The sequence below is a fragment of the Pseudomonas sp. RC2C2 genome (genome assembly GCF_018390435.1).
In the GTDB taxonomy this organism is placed as follows: Bacteria; Pseudomonadota; Gammaproteobacteria; order Pseudomonadales; family Pseudomonadaceae; genus Aquipseudomonas; species Aquipseudomonas donghuensis.
The window spans coordinates 2129710-2148895 of the sequence record NZ_JAHBAX010000001.1 but is presented as its reverse complement, the minus strand read 5'-3'; the positions used below and the strand labels follow the sequence as shown (position 1 = coordinate 2148895).

Below are 19186 nucleotides of genomic sequence, written 5' to 3'. Positions count from 1 at the left end.
TCAGATGGTCAGCGTCCAGTCGTAGTCCACGATCAGCGGCGCATGCTGGGAGAAGCGCGGCTGGCGTGGCAGACGTGCGCTGCGCACGAAGCGGCGCAGGCCTGGCGTCAGCAACTGGTAGTCGAAACGCCAGCCCAGGTTGAGCATCTCGGCCTGTTCGTTGTCTGGCCACCAGCTGTACTGGTCGCCTTCACGGCTGACTTCGCGCAGGGCATCGACATAACCCATGTTGCCGACAATCTCGTCCATCCAGGCGCGTTCCGGCGCCAGGAAGCCTGGAGACTGCTGGCCATCGCGCCAGTTCTTGACGTCGAGCTTCTGCTGCGCCACGTACAACGAGCCGCAATAGATGTATTCACGACGTTTGCGCCGTTGCTTGTCCAGGTACTTGGCGAAGTCGTCCATCAACTTGAACTTCTGGTTCAAGTCTTCATCGCCGTTCATTCCCGAAGGTAGCAACAGGGTTGCGATACTTACCTTGTCGAAATCGGCCTGCAGGTAACGTCCGTAGCGGTCGGCTGTCTCGAAGCCCAGGCCGCTGATGACTGCCTTGGGCTGCAACCGCGAATAAAGTGCCACGCCGCCTTGGGCGGGAACTTCTGCGTCGCAGGCATAAAGGAAGTAGCCATCGAGCTGGAAAGCTGGGTCGTCGAGTTCAAAGGCCGAGGCGCGGGTATCCTGAAGGCAGATGACGTCAGCATTCTGGGCTTGTAGCCAGCTGAGCAAACCACGCTCAACGGCAGCCTGAATGCCATTAACGTTCACACTGATGATCCGCATAAATGGCCCCAAAAATCTCGTGCGTGTATGATACCCGAGCTGTACTCAATTAGCTAAATCCGTGGTATCCGGGACTCTTCATGCAGCCGTATCAGCGCGACTTCATTCGTTTTGCCATCGACCGCGGGGTTCTGCGCTTCGGTGAGTTCACCCTCAAGTCCGGGCGCACCAGCCCGTACTTCTTCAATGCCGGCCTGTTCAACAGTGGTTCGGCCCTGGCTCAGCTCGGGCGTTTCTATGCTGCGGCGATCGTCGACAGCAAGATTCCCTTCGACGTGCTGTTCGGCCCGGCCTACAAGGGTATCCCCCTGGCGGCGGCTACTGCCGTGGCCCTGGCCGAGCACCATGACCTCGACCTGCCATGGTGCTTCAATCGCAAAGAGGCCAAGGCCCATGGTGAAGGCGGCAGCCTGGTGGGCGCACCGCTGACCGGTGATGTGCTGATCATCGACGATGTGATCACTGCCGGCACTGCCATCCGCGAAGTCATGCAGATCATCCAGGGCCAGCAAGCCAAGGCTGCTGGCGTACTGATCGCATTGAACCGCCAGGAGCGCGGCAATGGCGAGCTGTCAGCCATCCAGGAAGTGGAGCGTGACTTCGGCATTCCGGTGGTGAGCATCGTCTCGCTGACCCAGGTGCTGGAGTTCCTCGCCGACGACCCGGCGCTCAAGCAGCACTTGCCGGCCGTCGAGGCCTACCGGGCGCAGTACGGTATCTGAAGCCAATAAAAAAAGGCGACCATAGAGTCGCCTTTTTTTGTGCCTCATCGCGGGTCAAGCCCGCTCCCACAGGCTCTGTAGGAGCGGGTTTGAGCCGCGAAAGGGTTTAACGCGGCTTGTGATTGGTAATCAAAGTACCCACACCGCTGTCGGTGAAGATCTCCAGCAGTACCGCGTTCGGCACCCGGCCATCGATGATGTGCGAGCTGTTGACGCCGCCTTGCACCGCTTCCAGGGCACAGCGGATCTTCGGCAGCATGCCGCCGTAGATAGTGCCATCAGCGATCAGTTCGTTGACCTGTTCGGTGGTCAGGCCGGTGAGCACGGTGCCTTGCTTGTCCATCAGGCCGGCGATGTTGGTCAGCAGCATCAGCTTTTCAGCCTTCAGTGCTTCAGCCACCTTGCCTGCCACCAGGTCAGCGTTGATGTTGTACGACTCGCCGTTGGCGCCCACGCCGATTGGCGCGATTACTGGGATGAAGTCACCTTTGACCAGCATGTTGAGCAGGTCGGTGTTAACCCCGACCACTTCGCCGACATGGCCGATGTCGATGATTTCCGGGGTGGTCATTTCTGGTGTCTGGCGGGTGACGGTGAGCTTTTTCGCGCGAATCAGCTCGGCGTCCTTGCCGGTCAGGCCGATGGCGCTGCCGCCGTGACGGTTGATCAGGTTGACGATGTCTTTGTTGACCTGGCCGCCGAGGACCATTTCTACCACGTCCATGGTTTGCGCGTCGGTAACGCGCATACCATCGACGAAGCGGCTTTCGATCGACAGACGCTTGAGCAGGTCACCGATCTGCGGGCCGCCACCGTGCACCACCACCGGGTTGATACCCACGGCTTTCATCAGCACCACATCGCGGGCAAAACCGGTTTTGAGCTCTTCGCTCTCCATCGCGTTGCCGCCGTATTTGATCACCAGGGTCTTGCCGACAAAGCGGCGAATGTAAGGCAGCGCTTCGGACAAAACCTGGGCGACATGGGTGGCGGCATCGCGATCGAGGGTCATGCAGGGCTCCAATTGGAACAGATAGTCGGTCAGAACTTGGGTTGCAGGTCAGGGGCAACGCGCTTCAGCTGGGCGCGGAATACCTCTTGGATACGCTGCAGTTCGGCGTCATTGTCGGCCTCGAAGCGCAATACCAGCACCGGCGTGGTGTTGGAGGCGCGAACCAGGCCCCAGCCGTGGGGGTAGTCGACCCGTACACCATCGATGGTGGTCAGGTTGGCGTTGTCGCCCCAGTCGGCGTCGCGTTGCAGTGCATCAATGATGCTGAATTTACCCTCGTCGGTCACATCAATATTGATTTCCGGCGTGGAAATATCGTTTGGGAACGCAGCAAACAGCTGTTCAGCATCGGTTTTGGCCTTGCTGAGGATCTCCAGCAGGCGCGCAGCGCTGTAGATACCGTCATCAAAACCATACCAGCGTTCCTTGATGAAGATGTGGCCGCTCATCTCTCCGGCGAGCAAGGCGCCGGTCTGCTTCATCTTCTTCTTGATCAACGAATGACCGGTCTTCCACATTAGCGCGCGGCCGCCGTATTGCTCGATCAGCGGGGTCAGGCGGCGGGTGCATTTGACGTCGAAGATGATCTCGGCACCCGGATTGCGCTCCAGCACGTCCTGGGCGAACAGCATCAGCAGGCGGTCGGGGTAAACGATGTTGCCGGTGTTGGTGACCACGCCGACGCGGTCACCATCGCCATCGAAGGCCAGGCCCAGGTCGGCGCCGGTTGCCTTGACCTTGGCGATCAGGTCGACCAGGTTCTCAGGCTTGCCCGGGTCCGGGTGGTGGTTGGGGAAGTTGCCATCGACCTCGCAGAACAGCGGGATCATTTCGCAGCCCAGGGCTTCGATCAGCTGCGGAGCAATCACACCAGCCGCGCCGTTGCCGCAGTCCACCACCACCTTGAGCTTCTTCGCCAGCTTGATATCGCCGGTGATCTGCTTGAAATAGCGCTCGAGGATTTCGACTTTCTCGACGCTGCCTTCGCCGCGGCTCAGGTCGTTGGTTTGCAGGCGGGTCAACAGTGCCTGGATCTGCTCGTTGGCCAGGGTGTCGCCGGCGATGACGATCTTGAAGCCGTTGTAGTTCGGCGGGTTGTGGCTGCCGGTGAGCATCACCCCGGACTTGCCGGCCAGTACGTTGGCGGCGTAGTACAGGGCGGGGGTCGGTACCAGGCCAACGTCACTGACCTTGCAGCCGGCTTCGACCAGGCCCTTGATCAGTTGCTCGACCAGCATTGGCCCTGACAGGCGCCCGTCGCGGCCGACCGAAATGTTCGGCTCGCCTTGGGCGAGGGTCTGTGCGCCAATGGCGCGACCAATCCAGTAGGCGGTTTCGGCAGTGAGGGTTTCGCCGACCACGCCACGGATGTCATAAGCGCGGAAGATACTGGCGGGAAGGTTCGGGGTCACTCGTTCCATGCTGGTCACCTGGGAAACTCCAATCTGAAAGGGTTGCTGAATGCGTCAGCGGCAGCCACTGCGCGAGTCAATATGTCCGCCTTTGACGGCATTTTCGCGACAGAGTTCGCGGATACAGTTTGTTCTGTCTGCATTCAGCTGTTGTTTACCGCTCCATTCTTGGACCGTCTGGCGGTTAACCATAAGCCGCCGACCAGGCCGGTTAACGCCAGAAAGGCGGCGAGCAGCAACCAGGGGTTGAGCCTGAATGCCGAGGCGTTCTCGATCAAGGGGCCGGGCTGAAACCCCAAGGCCCAGGTGGCGTTGGCAGTACCCAGCTGGTGCAGTGCCGGCGCCTGGCTGTGGCCGTGGCTGAAAAGCTCGACGGGTGGGTCGTTGAACACCAATTGTGTCAGTCGCATCTGACCAAGCGTACCCGCATCGCGCTGCAGTGGGTCAGTGAAGCGTGAGAGCGCGAATGTGAGCACCAGAATGGCTTGTACGGGGGCGTCAGCGGACTCACGCAGTGCGGTGACGCTGTAAACCCGTTGCTGTCCAGCCTTAGGATAGGCTTCAAGGGCAGGCGCTACGCCGCGCTCGGCGCGCCGGACCATGTCGAGCACGGGCTCGCTCATGGGTGGGCTCGAGGCGGCCTGTCCAGGTTTGAGCAACTGTGCCGCCACCAGGCCGTCGAGGTGGGCGAATGCGCCGAGCAGCTTTTGTGGGTCAGGTGACTGTACCAATGCCAGTACCATCGGGCTTCTGATCAGGGCGTCCACCTCGCGGGTGACGCCAATGATCGAGGCGTCCAGGTGCGATACGAGTGCACCGGCCTGGGCGTAAGCCAGGTTGTTACGGTGGTCACGCTGGCCAGGCAGCACTGCGGTGAACCAAGTCAGTAATACGCCCGCAAGCAGGCCAGCCAGGGCAATCAGTAGCCCCGGCAGCACCTGCTGGAAGTGCCTCAATGGCTACCGGAATGACCGAAGCCGCCAGCGCCACGCTGGCTTTCGTCGAAGGTTTCGACGATATCGAAGTGCGCCTGTACCACTGGTACCAGCACCAGCTGCGCGATGCGCTCGCCGATGGCGATGGTGAATGGGGTCTGGCCGCGGTTCCAGCACGAGACCATCAGCTCGCCTTGGTAGTCGGAGTCGATCAGGCCGACCAGGTTGCCGAGGACGATGCCATGTTTATGGCCAAGGCCCGAGCGCGGCAGGATCAGTGCCGCCAGGCCCGGATCGCCGATGTACACCGACAGGCCGGTAGGGATCAGCAGGGTCTGGCCTGGCTCGAGGACGGTGTCTTGCTTGAGCATGGCGCGCAGGTCGAGACCGGCCGAGCCTGGGGTGGCGTACTGCGGCAGCGGGAACTCGCTGCCGATGCGTGGATCGAGAATCTTGGCTTGTAGAGCGTGCATGCGAAGTTAAACCTGGTTAAGACGTTCGGCAATGAAGGCTACCAGCTGGCGGGCAATCTTGCCCTTGCTGGTCTGCGCGAAAACTGTTGCGTGAAGTTGACGGTCGATGACGCTGCAGGCGTTCTCCTCGCTGTTGAAGCCGATGCTGGGGTTGGCCACATCGTTGGCGACAATCAGGTCGAGGTTCTTGTCCTTGAGCTTGCGCGCGGCGTAATCGAGCAAGTGTTCGGTCTCGGCGGCAAAGCCGACGCTGAACGGGCGGTCAGGACGGGTGGAGATGCTGGCGAGAATGTCCGGGTTGCGGACCATCTGCAGCAGCAGGCCGTCACCTGTCGTAGGGTCTTTCTTGAGTTTTTGCGGGGCCACCACTTCTGGGCGGTAGTCTGCGACTGCTGCCGAGGCGATGAACACATCGCAGGGGATGGCGGCTTCACAGGCGGCGAGCATGTCGCGGGCGCTGACCACGTCGATGCGGGTGACGCGATCGGGTGTCGGCAGGTTCACCGGGCCGGTCACCAGCGTCACCTTGGCGCCAGCTTCCACGGCGGCTTCAGCCAGGGCAAAGCCCATTTTCCCCGAGCTGTGGTTGGTGATGTAGCGCACCGGGTCGATGTTTTCCTGGGTCGGGCCGGCAGTGATCAGCACGTGTTTGCCGGTCAGCGACTCGCGCTTGAAGGTCTCGGCGGCGCACCAGGCCAGGTCAGTGGCTTCGAGCATGCGGCCCAGGCCCACATCGCCACAGGCCTGGCTGCCGGAGGCCGGGCCGAACACCTGGATATCACGACTTTGCAGCAGCTCAAGGTTGGCCTGGGTGGCCGGGTCGCGCCACATCGCCTGGTTCATCGCCGGGGCCACGGCCACGGTGGCATCGGTAGCCAGCACCAGGGTGGTCAGCAGATCGTCGGCGACACCCTGGGCCAGGCGCGCGAGCAGGTCGGCGGTGGCTGGGGCAATCAGCACCAGGTCGGCCCACTTGGCCAGCTCGATATGGCCCATCGCCGCTTCGGCAGCAGGGTCCAATAGGTCCATGTGCACCGGGTGGCCGGACAGGGCCTGCATGGTCAGCGGGGTGATGAATTCGGCCCCGCCACGGGTCATGACGACGCGCACTTGGGCGCCGTGTTCCAAGAGTCGGCGAACCAGCTCGGCACTCTTGTAGGCGGCGATGCCGCCGCCGACGCCGAGAACGATGCGCTTCCGATACAGCCGCTGCATAGGCTTGCCTTTTGCTCAGTGATTACACGCGGCGACGACGCCTCCCCAGGCCGGTTCGTCGCGTAAAAATGAGCGGCTAATGTAGCACAGGGCTCAAACCGGGAGCAGTAACCGAAAGACAGAGGGAATTGTCATGAGTATCAGGGATTGGCCTGCGGCGGAGCGGCCGCGGGAAAAACTGCTGGAGTCGGGGGCGGGCAACCTGTCGGATGCCGAGCTGCTGGCGATTTTTTTGCGCACCGGAGTGCGTGGGCGTAGCGCGGTCGACCTTGCCAGGCATCTGCTCGGGCGCTTCGGCAGCCTGCGCGGGCTGCTGGAGGCAGACAGCCGCAGCTTCAATGGCGAGCTCGGCCTGGGCCCGGCAAAGTTCGCCCAATTGCAGGCCGTGCTGGAAATGTCCCGGCGCCACCTGGCCGAGGGCCTGCGGCGCGATTCAGCCCTGCAGAGCCCCCAGGCGGTCAAGGACTACCTCAAGGCGCGCCTGCGCCACGAGCCGCATGAGGTTTTCGGTTGCCTGTTTCTCGACAGCAAGCACCGGGTGCTGGCCTTCGAGGCGTTGTTTCAGGGCTCGATCAACAGCGCCAGCGTCTATCCCCGGCAGGTGATCAAGCGCGCCCTGGCACATAACGCCGCGGCGTTGATCCTCTGCCACAACCATCCTTCAGGCGTGAGCGAGCCTAGCGATGCCGACCTGGTCCTGACCCGGCGCCTAACCAAGGCGCTGGACATGATCGAAGTGCGCGTGCTCGACCACTTCGTCATCGGCGACGGCGAGCCGCTGTCGATGGCCGAGCACGGCTGGCTCTAGCGCGAGGTGCTGACCCCGGCGAAGTCCTGGCGACCGAACGGGCTGACCTGGTAACCCTGGACATCCTTGCGCGCCAGCACGGCGGCGGTCGGGTGGGCCAGGGGCAGCCACAAGGCCTGTTGCTGAATCAGCGTCTGCGCCTGTTGGTACAGGCGGCTGCGCACGCTCTGGTCGTTGGTGGTCTTGCCGGCGCTGATCAACTGATCGAGGCGCTGGTCGCAAAAGCGTGCGAAGTTGGTGCCGGACTTGACCGCCGCGCAGGAAAACTGCGGGCTGAGGAAGTTGTCCGGGTCGCCGTTATCCCCGGCCCAGCCCATGAACAGCAAGTCATGCTCACCCGCCTTGGCCCGGCGAATAAGCTCACCCCATTCAATCACGCGGATCTCGGCCTTGATGCCGATCTTGCCCAGGTCCGCCTGCAGCAATTGTGCGCCCAGGCTCGGGTTGGGATTGAGCAGGCTGCCTTGCGGGCGGGTCCAGATGGTGGTGCTGAAGCCGTCCTTGAGGCCGGCCTTGGCCAACAGTGCCCGGGCTTTGTCGAGGTTGGCCGGATAGCCGGGCAGGTCCTTGGCGTAGCTCCAGGTATTGGGCGGGTAGGGGCCATTGGCAGCCACCGCGGTGTCTTCGAACACCGCCTTGAGGTAGCTGGTCTTGTCGAACGCGAGGTTGATGGCCTGGCGTACCTCCGGCTTGTCCAGTGGTGCATGCTGGCTATTGATGGCGACGAACGCGGTCATGAAGGCTTCGGTCTTTTCTACCTTCAGGGTCGGATCCTCGCTGGCCGCGGCGATATCCAGCGGTTTTGGCGACAGGGCGATCTGGCACTCGTTGCGCTTGAGTTTTTGCAGGCGCACGTTGGCGTCGGGGGTGATGGCGAAGATCAACGGGTCGACACCCGGTTTGCCGGCAAAGTAATCAGCGTTTGCCCGGTAGCGGATCACGGCATCCTTCTGAAAGCGATTGAAGACGAACGGCCCGGTGCCGATTGGCTGGCTGTTGAGCTTCTCCGGAGTGCCGGCCTTGAGCAGTTGGTCGGCGTACTCGGCGGAGTAGATCGAAGCAAAGCCCATGCTCAGCGTGGCCAGGAAAGTGGCGTCGGGGTGGTCGAGGGTAAAGCGCACGGTCAGCGGGTCTGGGGCCTCGATCTGCTTGATCAGGCTTGGCAGTTGCAACGATTGGGCGTGCGGGTAACCGTTCTGGGCGATCTTGTGCCAGGAATGGGCGGGGTAGAGCATGCGCTGGAAGCTGAACAGCACGTCGTCGGCGTCCAGCGTGCGATTGGGCTTGAAGTAGCCGGTACTGTGGAATTTCACCCCCGGACGCAGCTTGAACTCGTAGATAAGGCCGTCCGGCGATACCGTCCAGCTTTCGGCCAGGCTCGGCACTACCTGGCCCTGGCGCGCGTCGAACTCGACCAGGCGGTTCATCAGCACGTCGGCCGAGGCATTGGTGGTACTCAGCGAGTTGTACTGGACCACGTCAAAGCCTTCGGGGCTGGCTTCGGTGCACACGCTCAGCGCAGCCGCCTGGGCGAAAGCCGGGCCGAGCAGGGTGGCGAACAACAGGGGTAGAACGGCAGCGCGCATGGGGATTCCTTGGCTGATCGGTGGCCCATCTGCCAGTGCAGTCTGGAAAAGTCCTACCCTAGTGCGCTGGGGCGCAAATGACCATATCCTTTTTTGCCGATCGAGCGACGAGCGGTCGACAGCTTGCCGGGCCAGTGGTTATGCTGCTCCGGCGTGTCGAACAGCAAGTCAAAGCACATCTTCTGTTGTTGTGCTCTGGTCTTTCTGGTATAAAGCAGCGCTCTTTTCTAGGGGCTCGGCTTGTCGCATCTGCTGACCGAGTCGATAAGACCCTGAAGAAACACGGCGCCTGGCGCCAAAGACTGAGAGATTAAGCGGCCAACCCATGCCGGGTTGGGCATGTGGTTTTAGAGGGCTGAGGCATGTCGAGAGTCTGTCAAGTTACCGGTAAGGGTCCGGTAACCGGGAATAACATTTCCCACGCAAACAACAAAACCCGTCGTCGTTTCCTGCCGAACCTGCAGCATCATCGCTTCTGGGTCGAGTCCGAGAAGCGTTTCGTGCGTCTGCGCGTATCTGCCAAAGGCATGCGCATCATCGACAAGCGCGGCATTGATGCCGTTCTGGTCGACATTCGCCGTAACGGCGCTAAGGTCTAAGGGAGAGAATCATGCGTGAATTGATCCGTCTGGTGTCGACCGCTAATACCGGCCACTTCTACACCACCGACAAGAACAAGCGCACCACTCCGGACAAAATCGAAATCAAAAAATTCGATCCGGTTGTTCGCAAGCACGTGATCTACAAGGAAGCCAAGATCAAGTAATTGATCCGGCTGACGAAAAAAGGGCCCGTATCTCTGGATACGGGCCCTTTTTTTATGCTGCTTTTTCTGCACCCGGGCCTAAACCCGGCCGTCGATCAGTTGAAGGCGAACGCTTTAATCCTGCCGTCCGCATCCCCCTCGATCTGAATCCGCTCTGGATCATACTCGCGAGTCGAGCGTTCATCGATGCCGACGACGCGGTCACGACCGGTCAGCTCGCTGACGTAGGCCTTGACGCTGGTCACATAGCGGCTACCGATAAGGTGATCGATCTGTTGCAGGGCTTCTTCATTGGTCATGACGTTGCTTCCTTCGTGATTGAATGCCCGGTTGGGCAACGCCATGCTCTGTTGGGCAAGCCCTGCTCGAGCGGTAGTTATCTATTTTTGCTCGAACATCACATAGATCTTGCGGCACGGCTCCAGCACTTCCCAGGTGCCCTTGAAGCCCGCCGGAATCACGAAGCGGTCGCCAGCGCGCAGGGTTTTCGCCTCGCCCGCCTCATCACGCAGCACCGATACCCCTTGTACGATTTCGCAATACTCGTGTTCGGTGTAATTGACGGTCCACTGCCCGACCGCCCCTTCCCAGACGCCTGCATGAAACTGTGCGCAGGGGCTGGAGTAATGGTTGAAGACCGCCTGCTCGGGGTCGCCCTTGAGTACCTTTTCCGCCGCAGGGCGGTAGCGTTCCGCCTCGGTCAGCACCTGGGCAAAGTCGATGATTTGGTTAATGCTCATGGTCGGGCCCCTTTTGTTGTTTAATAAAATGAACATCAGTAGGTGTTTGATGTGATTATGTCAAATATATTGAAAATTAGGGTGCCGGTGGTTTAGGGTGACAGGTGCCTGTGCGCCTGTGTCGCCCAGCCAGAATTTTCGCCAGTGCCCCCAAGCCCTCGTGCGGCACTGCACCTTAACAAGAGGAGGAGTTTCGTATGACCACCCTGACTCGTGCGGACTGGGAACAGCGTGCCCAGCAATTGAAGATCGAAGGCCGTGCCTTCATCAATGGTGAATACACCGCGGCCGTTTCCGGCGCCACGTTCGAGTGCCTCAGCCCGGTCGACGGACGCCTCCTGGCGCAGATCGCCAGCTGCGACGAGGCCGATGCCAAGCGCGCGGTAGAAAATGCCCGCGCCACGTTTGCCTCTGGCGTCTGGTCGCGCCTGGCTCCGGCCAAACGCAAGGCCACCATGATTCGTTTTGCCGGCCTGCTCAAGAAGAACGTCGAAGAGCTGGCCCTGCTGGAAACCCTGGACATGGGTAAGCCAATCAGCGACTCGCTGAACATCGACGTACCGGGTGCCGCCCAGGCCTTGAGCTGGAACGGTGAAGCGATCGACAAGATCTACGACGAAGTCGCCGCCACCCCGCACAATCAACTGGGTCTGGTGACGCGCGAGCCGGTGGGTGTAGTTGCCGCCATCGTGCCGTGGAACTTCCCGCTGCTGATGGCCTGCTGGAAACTCGGCCCGGCCCTGGCCACCGGTAACTCGGTGGTGCTCAAGCCTTCGGAAAAATCGCCACTGACCGCCATCCGCATCGCCCAGCTGGCGATCGAGGCCGGTATCCCGGCCGGTGTGCTCAACGTGCTGCCAGGTTATGGCCACACCGTCGGCAAGGCCCTGGCCCTGCACATGGATGTCGATACTCTGGTGTTCACCGGTTCGACCAAGATCGCCAAGCAGCTGATGATCTATGCCGGTGAGTCGAACATGAAGCGGGTCTGGCTTGAAGCCGGTGGCAAGAGCCCGAACATCGTCTTCGCCGACGCTCCGGACCTCAACGCCGCCGCCGAAGCTGCCGCCAGCGCCATCGCCTTCAACCAGGGCGAAGTCTGCACCGCAGGTTCGCGCCTGCTGGTCGAGCGCTCGATCAAGGACAAGTTCCTGCCGTTGGTGCTTGAAGCGCTCAAGGCCTGGAAGCCGGGCAACCCACTGGACCCAGCCACCACCGTGGGTGCCCTGGTCGATACCCAGCAGATGAACACTGTGCTGTCCTACATCGAAGCCGGCCACAGCGATGGCGCCAAGCTGCTGGTGGGCGGCAAGCGGATCCTCGAGGAAACCGGTGGCACCTACGTCGAGCCGACGATTTTCGACGGCGTCAGCAACGCCATGAAAATCGCCCAGGAAGAGATCTTCGGCCCGGTACTGTCGGTCATTACCTTCGACAGCGTCGAGGAGGCGATCAACATCGCCAACGACACCCCGTACGGCCTGGCTGCCGGTGTGTGGACCGCTGACATCTCCAAGGCGCACCTGACCGCCAAGGCCCTGCGCGCCGGCAGCGTGTGGGTCAACCAGTACGATGGCGGCGACATGACCGCACCGTTCGGCGGCTTCAAGCAGTCGGGCAACGGCCGCGACAAGTCGCTGCATGCGCTGGACAAGTACACCGAGCTGAAAGCCACCTGGATCAAACTGTAAGTCCTGGGTGCCCTTATCGCGGGACAAGCCCGCTCCCACAGTGTGGGAGCGGGCTTGTCCCGCGATTGTTTCTGGAGGAAGACAGCGTGCGCTGGGGAACCTATTTCGCCGTGCTGGCGGCCGTGCTCAGTGTCGGCCTGGCCTTGGGCGTCAGCATGCCGCTGGTGTCGTTGCGCCTGGAAGGCTGGGGCTACGGCAGTTTTGCCATTGGCGTGATGGCGGCGATGCCGGCCATCGGCGTGCTGGTCGGTGCCAGTCTGTCCAGCCGTCTGGCCGCACGCTTCGGTACGCCGGGGTTGATGCGCTTGTGCCTGTGGGCCGGGGCGTTTTCCATTGGTTTGCTGGCACTGCTGCCCAGCTATCCGTTGTGGCTGGCCCTGCGTTTGCTGATCGGGGTGATCCTCACCATCGTCTTCATCCTTGGTGAAAGCTGGATCAACCAACTGGTGGTCGAGCAGTGGCGCGGACGTCTGGTGGCGCTATACGGCAGCAGCTATGCCTTGAGTCAGCTGGCCGGGCCGTTGTTGCTCGGCGTGGTGGGCTCGGAAGATGACCTGGGTTTCTGGATCGGAGCCGGCCTGCTGATTGCCGCGCCGCTGGTGCTGCTCGGCCGCGATGGTGCACCCAGTGCCGAGTCCTGCAGCGTGACCTTTACTGATCTGTTCGGCTTCTGCCGGCGCCTGCCGGTGATTGCCTGGGCCATCGCGCTGTTTGCTGCCTTCGAGGCCATGATTCTGACCTTGCTGCCGGTCTACTGCCTGCAGCAAGGCTTCACCACGGAAATCGCCCTGTTCATGGTCAGCACCGTCGTGGTCGGTGATGCGCTGCTGCAGCTACCGATTGGCGCGCTGGCCGACCGTATGTCCAGGCGTACGCTGTTCAGCGGCTGTGCGGTGATGCTACTGGGCTCCAGCCTGGCGATACCGTTGCTGCTGCAAACGCCGTTGATCTGGCCGCTGTGGGTGCTGTTCGGCGCCAGTGCCGGTGGCCTGTTCACCTTGTCGCTGGTGCTGATCGGCGAGCGTTACCGCGATGATGCACTGGTACGCGCCAATGCCCACGTTGCGCAGCTGTGGGGCATCGGCTGCCTGATCGGGCCGCTGGCGGCAGGGGCGGGCAGCCAGTGGATCAGTGGCCATGCGCTGCCGCTGTTCATGGCGGCAGGGGCATTCGGTCTGGTGCTGCTGGCAAGGCGCCCCGACGCCTTCGAGCCGGCGCCGGTCTAGAGCATCTTCTCCAGGCCCACGGCCTTGCTGATCCAGGCGTTGAAGCGCCGCCACAGCCCGCCGGGCTCGGTGGTCAGGGTGTGCAGGCGATGATTGTCTTCGGTAACCCAGACCAATTGGCCGTCGATCAGTTGCAGCTGATAGCTGAGGGCCGGGGCCATGCCCTGGGCCGCCAGCTCGCGGGTGTACTCGGCCAGCTCCGGGCTGTCGACCAGCACCCCGACTTCGGTGTTCCACAGCAGCGAGCGGGGATCGAAGTTGAATGAACCGATGAAGGTCTTTTTGCGATCGAAGACGATAGCCTTGCTGTGCAGGCTGGAGTCGGAGCTGCTATGAAAGCGCATGGCCCGACGTGAGCTCGGCTCGCCAGGCTGGCGGCGCAATTCGTACAGATGGACACCGTGCTCGAGCAGCGCCTTGCGATACGGTGCGTAGCCACCATGCACGGCGGGCACATCGGTCGCTTCCAGGGAGTTGGTCAGCAGCTTGACCGAGACGCCGTTGTCGGCGCGGCTGGTCAGGTACAGCAGGCCTGACTCGCGGGGCACGAAGTAGGCCGAGACCAGGATCAACTCATGCTGCACATTGTTCAGGTCAGGCGCCAACTGTTGAGTCATCAGCAGCTGCGGGTCGGGCTCATCGCGGGCCAGGACCTTGCTTGGCGCGTCCCAGAGCGCCTGGTTGTGGGCCCAGATCAGCTCGTTGCGCCAGACATCCAGGCGCGGTCGAGTCTGATAGGCCATCAGCCGCTCGTACTGGGCCTTGCGTTTGATCCGCGCCTCGGCCAGTGAAGCCTCCAGGCGTTGGCGGCTGTCACGTAGGTCGCCAGCGTCGGGATGGCTGAGCAGGAAGTCGCCGATCGGCTTGCTCAGGGCACTGTTCCAGTACTGATCGAAGCTATGCCCCAGCTGTTCGGCCACTGGGCCGACGCCGAGCAGGTCGATGTCGGTGAAGTTCAGGTTGGGTTCGGCATCGAAATACTCATCGCCCAGGTTGCGCCCGCCGACGATGGCCATGCTGTTGTCCACCAGCCACAGCTTGTTGTGCATGCGCCGATGCTGCAACGACAGGTTGAACAGGCGGCCCATGGCCCGGGTTGCGCCAGTGCTGCGGCCCAGGTGCAAGGGGTTGAATACACGTATCTGGATGTTCGGATGTGCAGCCAGGGTGCCCATCAATTCGTCGAGGCCGTCACTGGTGGTGTCATCGAGCAGGATGCGCACCCGTACACCGCGGTCGGCCGCTTGTAGCAACTCATGCACCAGGGCACGCGTGCTGAGGCCGTCATGGACGATGTAGTACTGCAGGTCGATGCTCGATTGGGCGTTGCGGATCAGTTCGGCGCGGGCGCGGAAGGCTTCATTGCTGTTGGGCAGCAGGCGAAACCCGGAGCGCCCGTCGTAGGCCGAGGCCTGGCGCTGTACTGAGCGGCCGAATGCCGAGTCGCTGGCCGGTAGGGCCTGGCTGACTTCCCGTGGCTGGCTGACACTGGCGCAGCCATTCAGGCCGAGCAATAGCGACAGCAGTAGTGGCAGCACTCGCTGGCTTCTCAAGAAAATTCGTCCTGTTACAACTGGGCGTATGGATATGGACCGCGAGCGGCGGTGAAAAGTTACCCGTCACTGTGTTCCTGGGCCAGTAGACGAATGGCGGTCTCGCCAACCTTGCGCACTGCCGCTTCGATCTCGGTGCAGGGGCGTGCGGCAAAGTTCATGCGCAGGCAATTACGGTACTTGCCCGAGGCCGAGAAGATACTGCCGACGGCAATCTGCACTCCCTGCCCAAGTAAAGCCCGGTTCAGGCGCAGCGTGTCGAAACTTTCCGGCAATTCCACCCAGAGCATGAAGCCGCCCTGGGGCCGGCTGGCGCGGGTGCCTGGTGGAAAGTAACGGGCCACCCAGTCGCTCATCTGGTCGCGGCCACGCTGATACTGGCTGCGCATGCGCCGCAGGTGCGGCTGGTAGTGGCCGCCTTCGATGAAGTCGGCGATCGCCAGTTGTGGCTGGGTCGCCGTGCAGCCGGTGCTGATGTACTTCATGTGCAGCACCCGTTCCAGGTAGCGGCCGGGGGCTGCCCAGCCAATGCGCAGGCCCGGAGCGAGTGTCTTGGAGAAGGAGCTGCACAGCAGCACCCGGCCGTCCTCGTCGAAGGACTTGATGGTTCGCGGTCTGGGGTAGGTGTAGGCAAGGTCGCCATACACATCGTCTTCGAGGATCGCTACATCGAAGCGTTGCGCCAGGGTCAGCAACGCCTTCTTGCGCGCCTCGGGCATGATGTAGCCGAGCGGGTTGTTGCAGTTCGGGGTGATCTGGATGAGCTTGATCGGCCATTGTTCCAGGGCCAGTTCCAGGGCTTCGAGGCTGATCCCGGTGAGGGGGTCGGTGGGGATTTCCAGGGCTTTCATGCCCAGACCCTTGAGGGTTTGCATGGCGCCATGAAAGCTGGGCGAATCCACCGCCACGATATCGCCGGGTTGGCACACTGCGCGGATGCTGGTGGATAGCGCCTCATGGCAGCCGGTGGTGACCACGAGGTCGGCCGGGCTGACCGTGCAGCCGGAATCGAGCATCAGCCGGGCGATCTGCTCGCGCAGGGCCAGGGTGCCGCAGATGGTGTCGTAATACAGGCCGGGCATGTCCTGACGACGGCTAAGCTGGGCCAGGCTGCGTAGCAGCGGTTTGAGGGTCGGGCTGGTAATGTCGGGCATGCCACGGCCCAGTTGAACCACGTCCTTGCTCGGTACGCTGCGGATCAGCTCGATGACCTGCTCCCACTGGGAAATGTCCACCGGGCGCTGGGCTGGGCGGCTGACAGCGGGCAGGGCAGGCAGGCTGCGGTTATTGGGGACGAAGTAGCCAGACTTGGGCCGCGGCGCAGCGAGGCCGTTGTCTTCCAGGAGGCGGTAGGCCTGCTGCACGGTGCTCAGGCTGACCCCATGCTCGATGCTCAGGGCGCGCACCGACGGCAAGCGATCGCCGGGGCGGTACAGGCCTTGTTCGATGCGAGCGCCGAGCAGCTCGGCGAGGTTGATGTACAGCGTCATGGCATACTCCGGAAGACGGCTACAGCAAATGACCAATACAGATGAGGAAAAAATACAGCATTCAGTAGGAAATGTGCCAATTCTGTATGGAAGTAATAGTCAGTCTTTGGATCTGTAATGGTCTTGCACTGACGCGCATGCTTGTTCCACGGTTCACACACCCTGGAGGTAACAAGCAATGAGCGGCATGAGCGATGTGCGCCTGAAACTGTATGCCGAAGAACTGAGCCGTGAGCAGCGCGCCCAGCTGTTCAGTGCGCCCACCGGCCTCAGTCGCTGGGGCCTGATGATCCATCGCTGGCATACCCGCAGGGCGCTGCTGGAACTGGACGCAGCGCAACTGCGCGACGTCGGCCTGACCCCGGAGCAGGCGCGCGAAGAAGGTTTGAAACCTTTCTGGCGTGCCTAGACCAGCTCTTTCATGCGGTGCCAGAGCATGCCCAGGGCCAGCAGCGGCGAGCGCAGGTGCTTGCCGCCCGGGAAGGTGATGTGCGGTACCCGGGCGAACAGGTCGAAGCGCCCGCCATGCTGGCCGCTGATGGCTTCACCGAGCAGCCTGCCGGCCAGGTGAGTGGCATTCAAGCCATGACCGGAATAGGCCTGGGCGAAGTACACGTTGGGCTGGTCGGGCAGGCGGCCGATCTGTGGCAAGCGGTTGGCGCCGATGCCGATCATTCCGCCCCATTGATAGTCGATACGCACATCAGCGAGCTGTGGGAATACCTTGAGCATTTTCGGCCGCATGTAGGCGGCGATATCTTTCGGGTCGCGCCCGGAATAATGGCAGGCGCCACCGAACAACAGCCGCCGATCGGCGGACAAGCGGTAGTAGTCCAGGGCCACGCGCTGGTCGCACACGGCCATGTTTTGCGGCAGCAACTGGCTGGCCCGGGCCTCGCTCAGGGGTTCGGTGGCGATGATGTAGCTACCGGCGGGCAGCACCTTGCCGCCAAGCTCGGCATTCAGGTCGTTCAGGTAGGCATTGCAGCCGAGCACCAGGGTGCTGGCGAGCACCGAGCCTTGTGCAGTATGTACGCGTACCTGCGGGCCATAATCGATGCGGGTCACTGCGGATTGCTCGAACAGGCGCACGCCCAGCTTGCTGGCGACGACCGCTTCGCCCAGTGCCAGGTTGAGCGGGTGCAGATGCCCGGAGCCCATATCGATCAGGCCGCCGACGTAGCGGTCCGAGCCGACCACGCTGTGCATCTGCTCAGGCTGCACCAGGCGCAACTCGTGGCGATAGCCGAGACTGCGCAGCGCTTCGGCATCCTCGGCGAACCCCTCCAGGTCGCGGGGTTTGTTGGCCAGGTCGCAGTAACCCCAGGTCAGGTCGCAGTCGATGCTGTGGCGTTCGATTCGCTCGCGGACGATGTCCACGGCTTCCAGGCCCATCAGCTTGAGCTCGCGCACGCCATCACAACCGATGATCGGGGTGAACTGTTCAAGGCCGTGGCCGACGCCACGAATCAGTTGCCCGCCATTGCGCCCGCTGGCGCCCCAGCCGATCTTGCGAGCTTCCAGCAGGATCACGTTGAGGCCGCGCTCGGCCAGTTCGATCGCCGTGTTCAGCCCGGAAAAACCACCGCCCACCACGCAGATGTCACAGCTCAGTTCGCCCTGCAGCTGTGGATAATTCGCCTGTGGGGCGCTGCTGGCAGCGTAGTAGGAAGCGGTGTGCGAGGCGGGCTGCTGAACGCCGGCGTTCATGGCGATGTCCTGGTTCTGAGTGTTTGGAAAATTTTACGCAGGATAAGCTGCACTTTCAGGGGTGGGCAACCGTAGGGCAAAATAGTGCGCCACCCTTCTTTGCCGCAGGCCGCCATGAGTTGCAACAGCCACAAGATCCGCTTCCTGCGCGAGCAGATCCCATCCTTTGAATGCGTGCCGGGCTGTCACGACTGCTGCGGGCCGGTAACCACTTCGTCGGAAGAAATGGCCCGCCTGCCGCGCAAGAGCGCCGCCGAGCAGGAAGCCGCACTGGCGGAACTGAACTGCGTGCACCTGGGCCCCAACGGCTGCACCGTGTACGAAGAGCGGCCGCTGATCTGCCGCTTGTTCGGTACCACTCCCAAGCTGCCATGCCCCAATGGCCGGGCCCCGGCCGAGATGATCGACCCACACGCCGAAAAGCTGGTGCACCAGTACATCGCCAGCACCCGGCAGGTGCTGGTCTGAGCCTCAGTCCGGAATCGGCAGGTTGAGGCTTTCCTTCACCTCTTCCATGACGATGTAGCTCTTCGACTCGCGCACGTGCGGCAGCTTGAGCAGGATGTCGCCAAGCAGCTTGCGGTAGGAAGCCATCTCGGAAATCCGCGCCTTGACCAGGTAATCGAAGTCGCCGGAGACCAGGTGGCACTCGAGCACGTGCGGCAACTTCAGCACGGCACGTCGGAATTCCTCGAAGGTGTCGCCTGACTTGTAGTCGAGGCTGATTTCGACGAACACCAGCAGGCTGCCCTTCAGGTGCTGCGGGTTGAGCCGGGCGTTGTAGCCCATGATGATCCCTTCGCGCTCCAGGCGCCGGACCCGCTCGGTGCAGGGGGTGGTCGACAGGCCGACCTTTTCGCCCAGTTCAGTAAACGAGATGCGCCCATCTGCCTGCAGGATGCGCAGGATATTGCGGTCGATCTTGTCCAGTTCACGTTTGCTTTGGTGCTGGGTTCTCATAGTGGATGCCCCTCCGTAAAAGCCAACCTTGCCGAGAATTCTCGCCAAATATAGGCTTTTATATAGTGAAAAGCACTGGTCATACCTTCCTATACTGCGCGCATCTA

General features: G+C 62.1%; 20 protein-coding genes and 1 pseudogene. 8 read left to right on the top strand and 13 right to left on the bottom strand.

Annotated features, from left to right (window positions below; genetic code table 11):
* On the bottom strand, window positions 1-780 hold the full coding sequence (crc, locus tag KHO53_RS09985; RefSeq protein ID WP_010225880.1) for a catabolite repression control protein Crc: 780 nt from the start codon (window positions 778-780) through the stop codon (window positions 1-3).
* Between the two features lie 80 nt (window positions 781-860).
* On the opposite strand from crc, the gene pyrE reads away from it, so the two are divergent.
* The gene (pyrE, locus tag KHO53_RS09980) at window positions 861-1502 is read left to right on the top strand and encodes an orotate phosphoribosyltransferase (protein WP_010225878.1); all 642 of its coding nucleotides are present in this window, start codon (window positions 861-863) and stop codon (window positions 1500-1502) included.
* A gap of 106 nt (window positions 1503-1608) precedes the next feature.
* On the opposite strand, the gene argB is transcribed toward pyrE, so the two are convergent.
* The 5 genes and pseudogenes from argB to coaBC form a co-directional block, all read right to left on the bottom strand.
* The gene (gene argB, locus KHO53_RS09975; RefSeq protein WP_010225876.1) at window positions 1609-2514 is read right to left on the bottom strand and encodes an acetylglutamate kinase; all 906 of its coding nucleotides are present in this window, start codon (window positions 2512-2514) and stop codon (window positions 1609-1611) included.
* Between the two features lie 29 nt (window positions 2515-2543).
* Window positions 2544-3920: pseudogene (locus KHO53_RS09970) on the bottom strand (phosphomannomutase/phosphoglucomutase); the annotation flags it as partial.
* A gap of 149 nt (window positions 3921-4069) precedes the next feature.
* Window positions 4070-4882 (bottom strand): hypothetical protein, encoded by an 813-nt coding sequence (locus KHO53_RS09965; protein WP_213570261.1) that lies wholly within the window; start codon window positions 4880-4882, stop codon window positions 4070-4072.
* A complete protein-coding gene (gene dut, locus KHO53_RS09960; RefSeq protein WP_010225872.1) occupies window positions 4879-5334 on the bottom strand; it encodes a dUTP diphosphatase in 456 nt (151 codons plus the stop codon). Before dut ends, KHO53_RS09965 begins: the two co-directional genes overlap by 4 nt.
* Window positions 5335-5340: 6 nt before the next feature.
* On the bottom strand, window positions 5341-6549 hold the full coding sequence (gene coaBC, locus KHO53_RS09955; RefSeq protein WP_010225871.1) for a bifunctional phosphopantothenoylcysteine decarboxylase/phosphopantothenate--cysteine ligase CoaBC: 1209 nt from the start codon (window positions 6547-6549) through the stop codon (window positions 5341-5343).
* 133 nt (window positions 6550-6682) lie between these two features.
* Here coaBC and radC point away from each other — a divergent pair, with 133 nt between their 5' ends.
* Window positions 6683-7357, top strand: a complete 675-nt coding sequence (gene radC, locus KHO53_RS09950) for a RadC family protein (protein WP_010225870.1) — start codon at window positions 6683-6685, stop codon at window positions 7355-7357.
* Here radC and KHO53_RS09945 read toward each other — a convergent pair.
* The gene (locus KHO53_RS09945) at window positions 7354-8943 is read right to left on the bottom strand and encodes an ABC transporter substrate-binding protein (RefSeq protein WP_036995232.1); all 1590 of its coding nucleotides are present in this window, start codon (window positions 8941-8943) and stop codon (window positions 7354-7356) included. The two genes, radC and KHO53_RS09945, sit on opposite strands and share 4 nt — an antisense overlap.
* 362 nt (window positions 8944-9305) lie before the next feature.
* On the opposite strand from KHO53_RS09945, the gene rpmB reads away from it, so the two are divergent.
* Together rpmB and rpmG are read left to right on the top strand one after the other, a co-directional pair.
* Window positions 9306-9542, top strand: coding sequence for a 50S ribosomal protein L28 (rpmB, locus tag KHO53_RS09940; RefSeq protein WP_010225868.1), 237 nt, complete (start codon window positions 9306-9308; stop codon window positions 9540-9542).
* A gap of 11 nt (window positions 9543-9553) precedes the next feature.
* Complete coding sequence (rpmG, locus tag KHO53_RS09935) at window positions 9554-9709, top strand: 50S ribosomal protein L33 (protein ID WP_010225867.1); 156 nt, start codon at window positions 9554-9556, stop codon at window positions 9707-9709.
* Between the two features lie 95 nt (window positions 9710-9804).
* Here the strand turns inward: rpmG and KHO53_RS09930 are convergent, their stop codons facing one another.
* Complete coding sequence (locus tag KHO53_RS09930) at window positions 9805-10008, bottom strand: hypothetical protein (RefSeq protein ID WP_036995231.1); 204 nt, start codon at window positions 10006-10008, stop codon at window positions 9805-9807.
* Between the two features lie 81 nt (window positions 10009-10089).
* Window positions 10090-10449: a cupin domain-containing protein gene (locus KHO53_RS09925; protein WP_010225865.1), complete on the bottom strand. Its 360-nt coding sequence runs from the start codon at window positions 10447-10449 to the stop codon at window positions 10090-10092.
* A gap of 197 nt (window positions 10450-10646) precedes the next feature.
* On the opposite strand from KHO53_RS09925, the gene KHO53_RS09920 reads away from it, so the two are divergent.
* Together KHO53_RS09920 and KHO53_RS09915 are read left to right on the top strand one after the other, a co-directional pair.
* A complete protein-coding gene (locus KHO53_RS09920; protein ID WP_010225864.1) occupies window positions 10647-12140 on the top strand; it encodes an aldehyde dehydrogenase in 1494 nt (497 codons plus the stop codon).
* Window positions 12141-12226: 86 nt separating this feature from the next.
* Window positions 12227-13366, top strand: coding sequence for an MFS transporter (locus KHO53_RS09915; protein WP_036995228.1), 1140 nt, complete (start codon window positions 12227-12229; stop codon window positions 13364-13366).
* On the opposite strand, the gene KHO53_RS09910 is transcribed toward KHO53_RS09915, so the two are convergent.
* On the bottom strand, window positions 13363-14919 hold the full coding sequence (locus KHO53_RS09910) for a phospholipase D family protein (protein WP_026001470.1): 1557 nt from the start codon (window positions 14917-14919) through the stop codon (window positions 13363-13365). The genes KHO53_RS09915 and KHO53_RS09910 overlap by 4 nt on opposite strands.
* Before the next feature lie 59 nt (window positions 14920-14978).
* Window positions 14979-16409 carry an aminotransferase-like domain-containing protein gene (locus KHO53_RS09905; RefSeq protein ID WP_036995226.1) on the bottom strand — a complete coding sequence of 477 codons (1431 nt, stop codon included), beginning with the start codon at window positions 16407-16409 and terminating at the stop codon, window positions 14979-14981.
* A gap of 178 nt (window positions 16410-16587) precedes the next feature.
* Here KHO53_RS09905 and KHO53_RS09900 point away from each other — a divergent pair, with 178 nt between their 5' ends.
* Window positions 16588-16818, top strand: coding sequence for a DUF1127 domain-containing protein (locus KHO53_RS09900; RefSeq protein ID WP_010225855.1), 231 nt, complete (start codon window positions 16588-16590; stop codon window positions 16816-16818).
* Here the strand turns inward: KHO53_RS09900 and KHO53_RS09895 are convergent.
* Complete coding sequence (locus KHO53_RS09895) at window positions 16815-18119, bottom strand: NAD(P)/FAD-dependent oxidoreductase (RefSeq protein WP_159389327.1); 1305 nt, start codon at window positions 18117-18119, stop codon at window positions 16815-16817. The two genes, KHO53_RS09900 and KHO53_RS09895, sit on opposite strands and share 4 nt — an antisense overlap.
* Before the next feature lie 114 nt (window positions 18120-18233).
* Between KHO53_RS09895 and KHO53_RS09890 the strand changes: the two genes are divergently transcribed.
* Window positions 18234-18587 (top strand): YkgJ family cysteine cluster protein, encoded by a 354-nt coding sequence (locus KHO53_RS09890; RefSeq protein WP_010225850.1) that lies wholly within the window; start codon window positions 18234-18236, stop codon window positions 18585-18587.
* 3 nt (window positions 18588-18590) lie between these two features.
* On the opposite strand, the gene dadR is transcribed toward KHO53_RS09890, so the two are convergent.
* Window positions 18591-19079: a transcriptional regulator DadR gene (gene dadR, locus KHO53_RS09885; RefSeq protein ID WP_008366790.1), complete on the bottom strand. Its 489-nt coding sequence runs from the start codon at window positions 19077-19079 to the stop codon at window positions 18591-18593.
* Window positions 19080-19186: the final 107 nt, after the last annotated feature.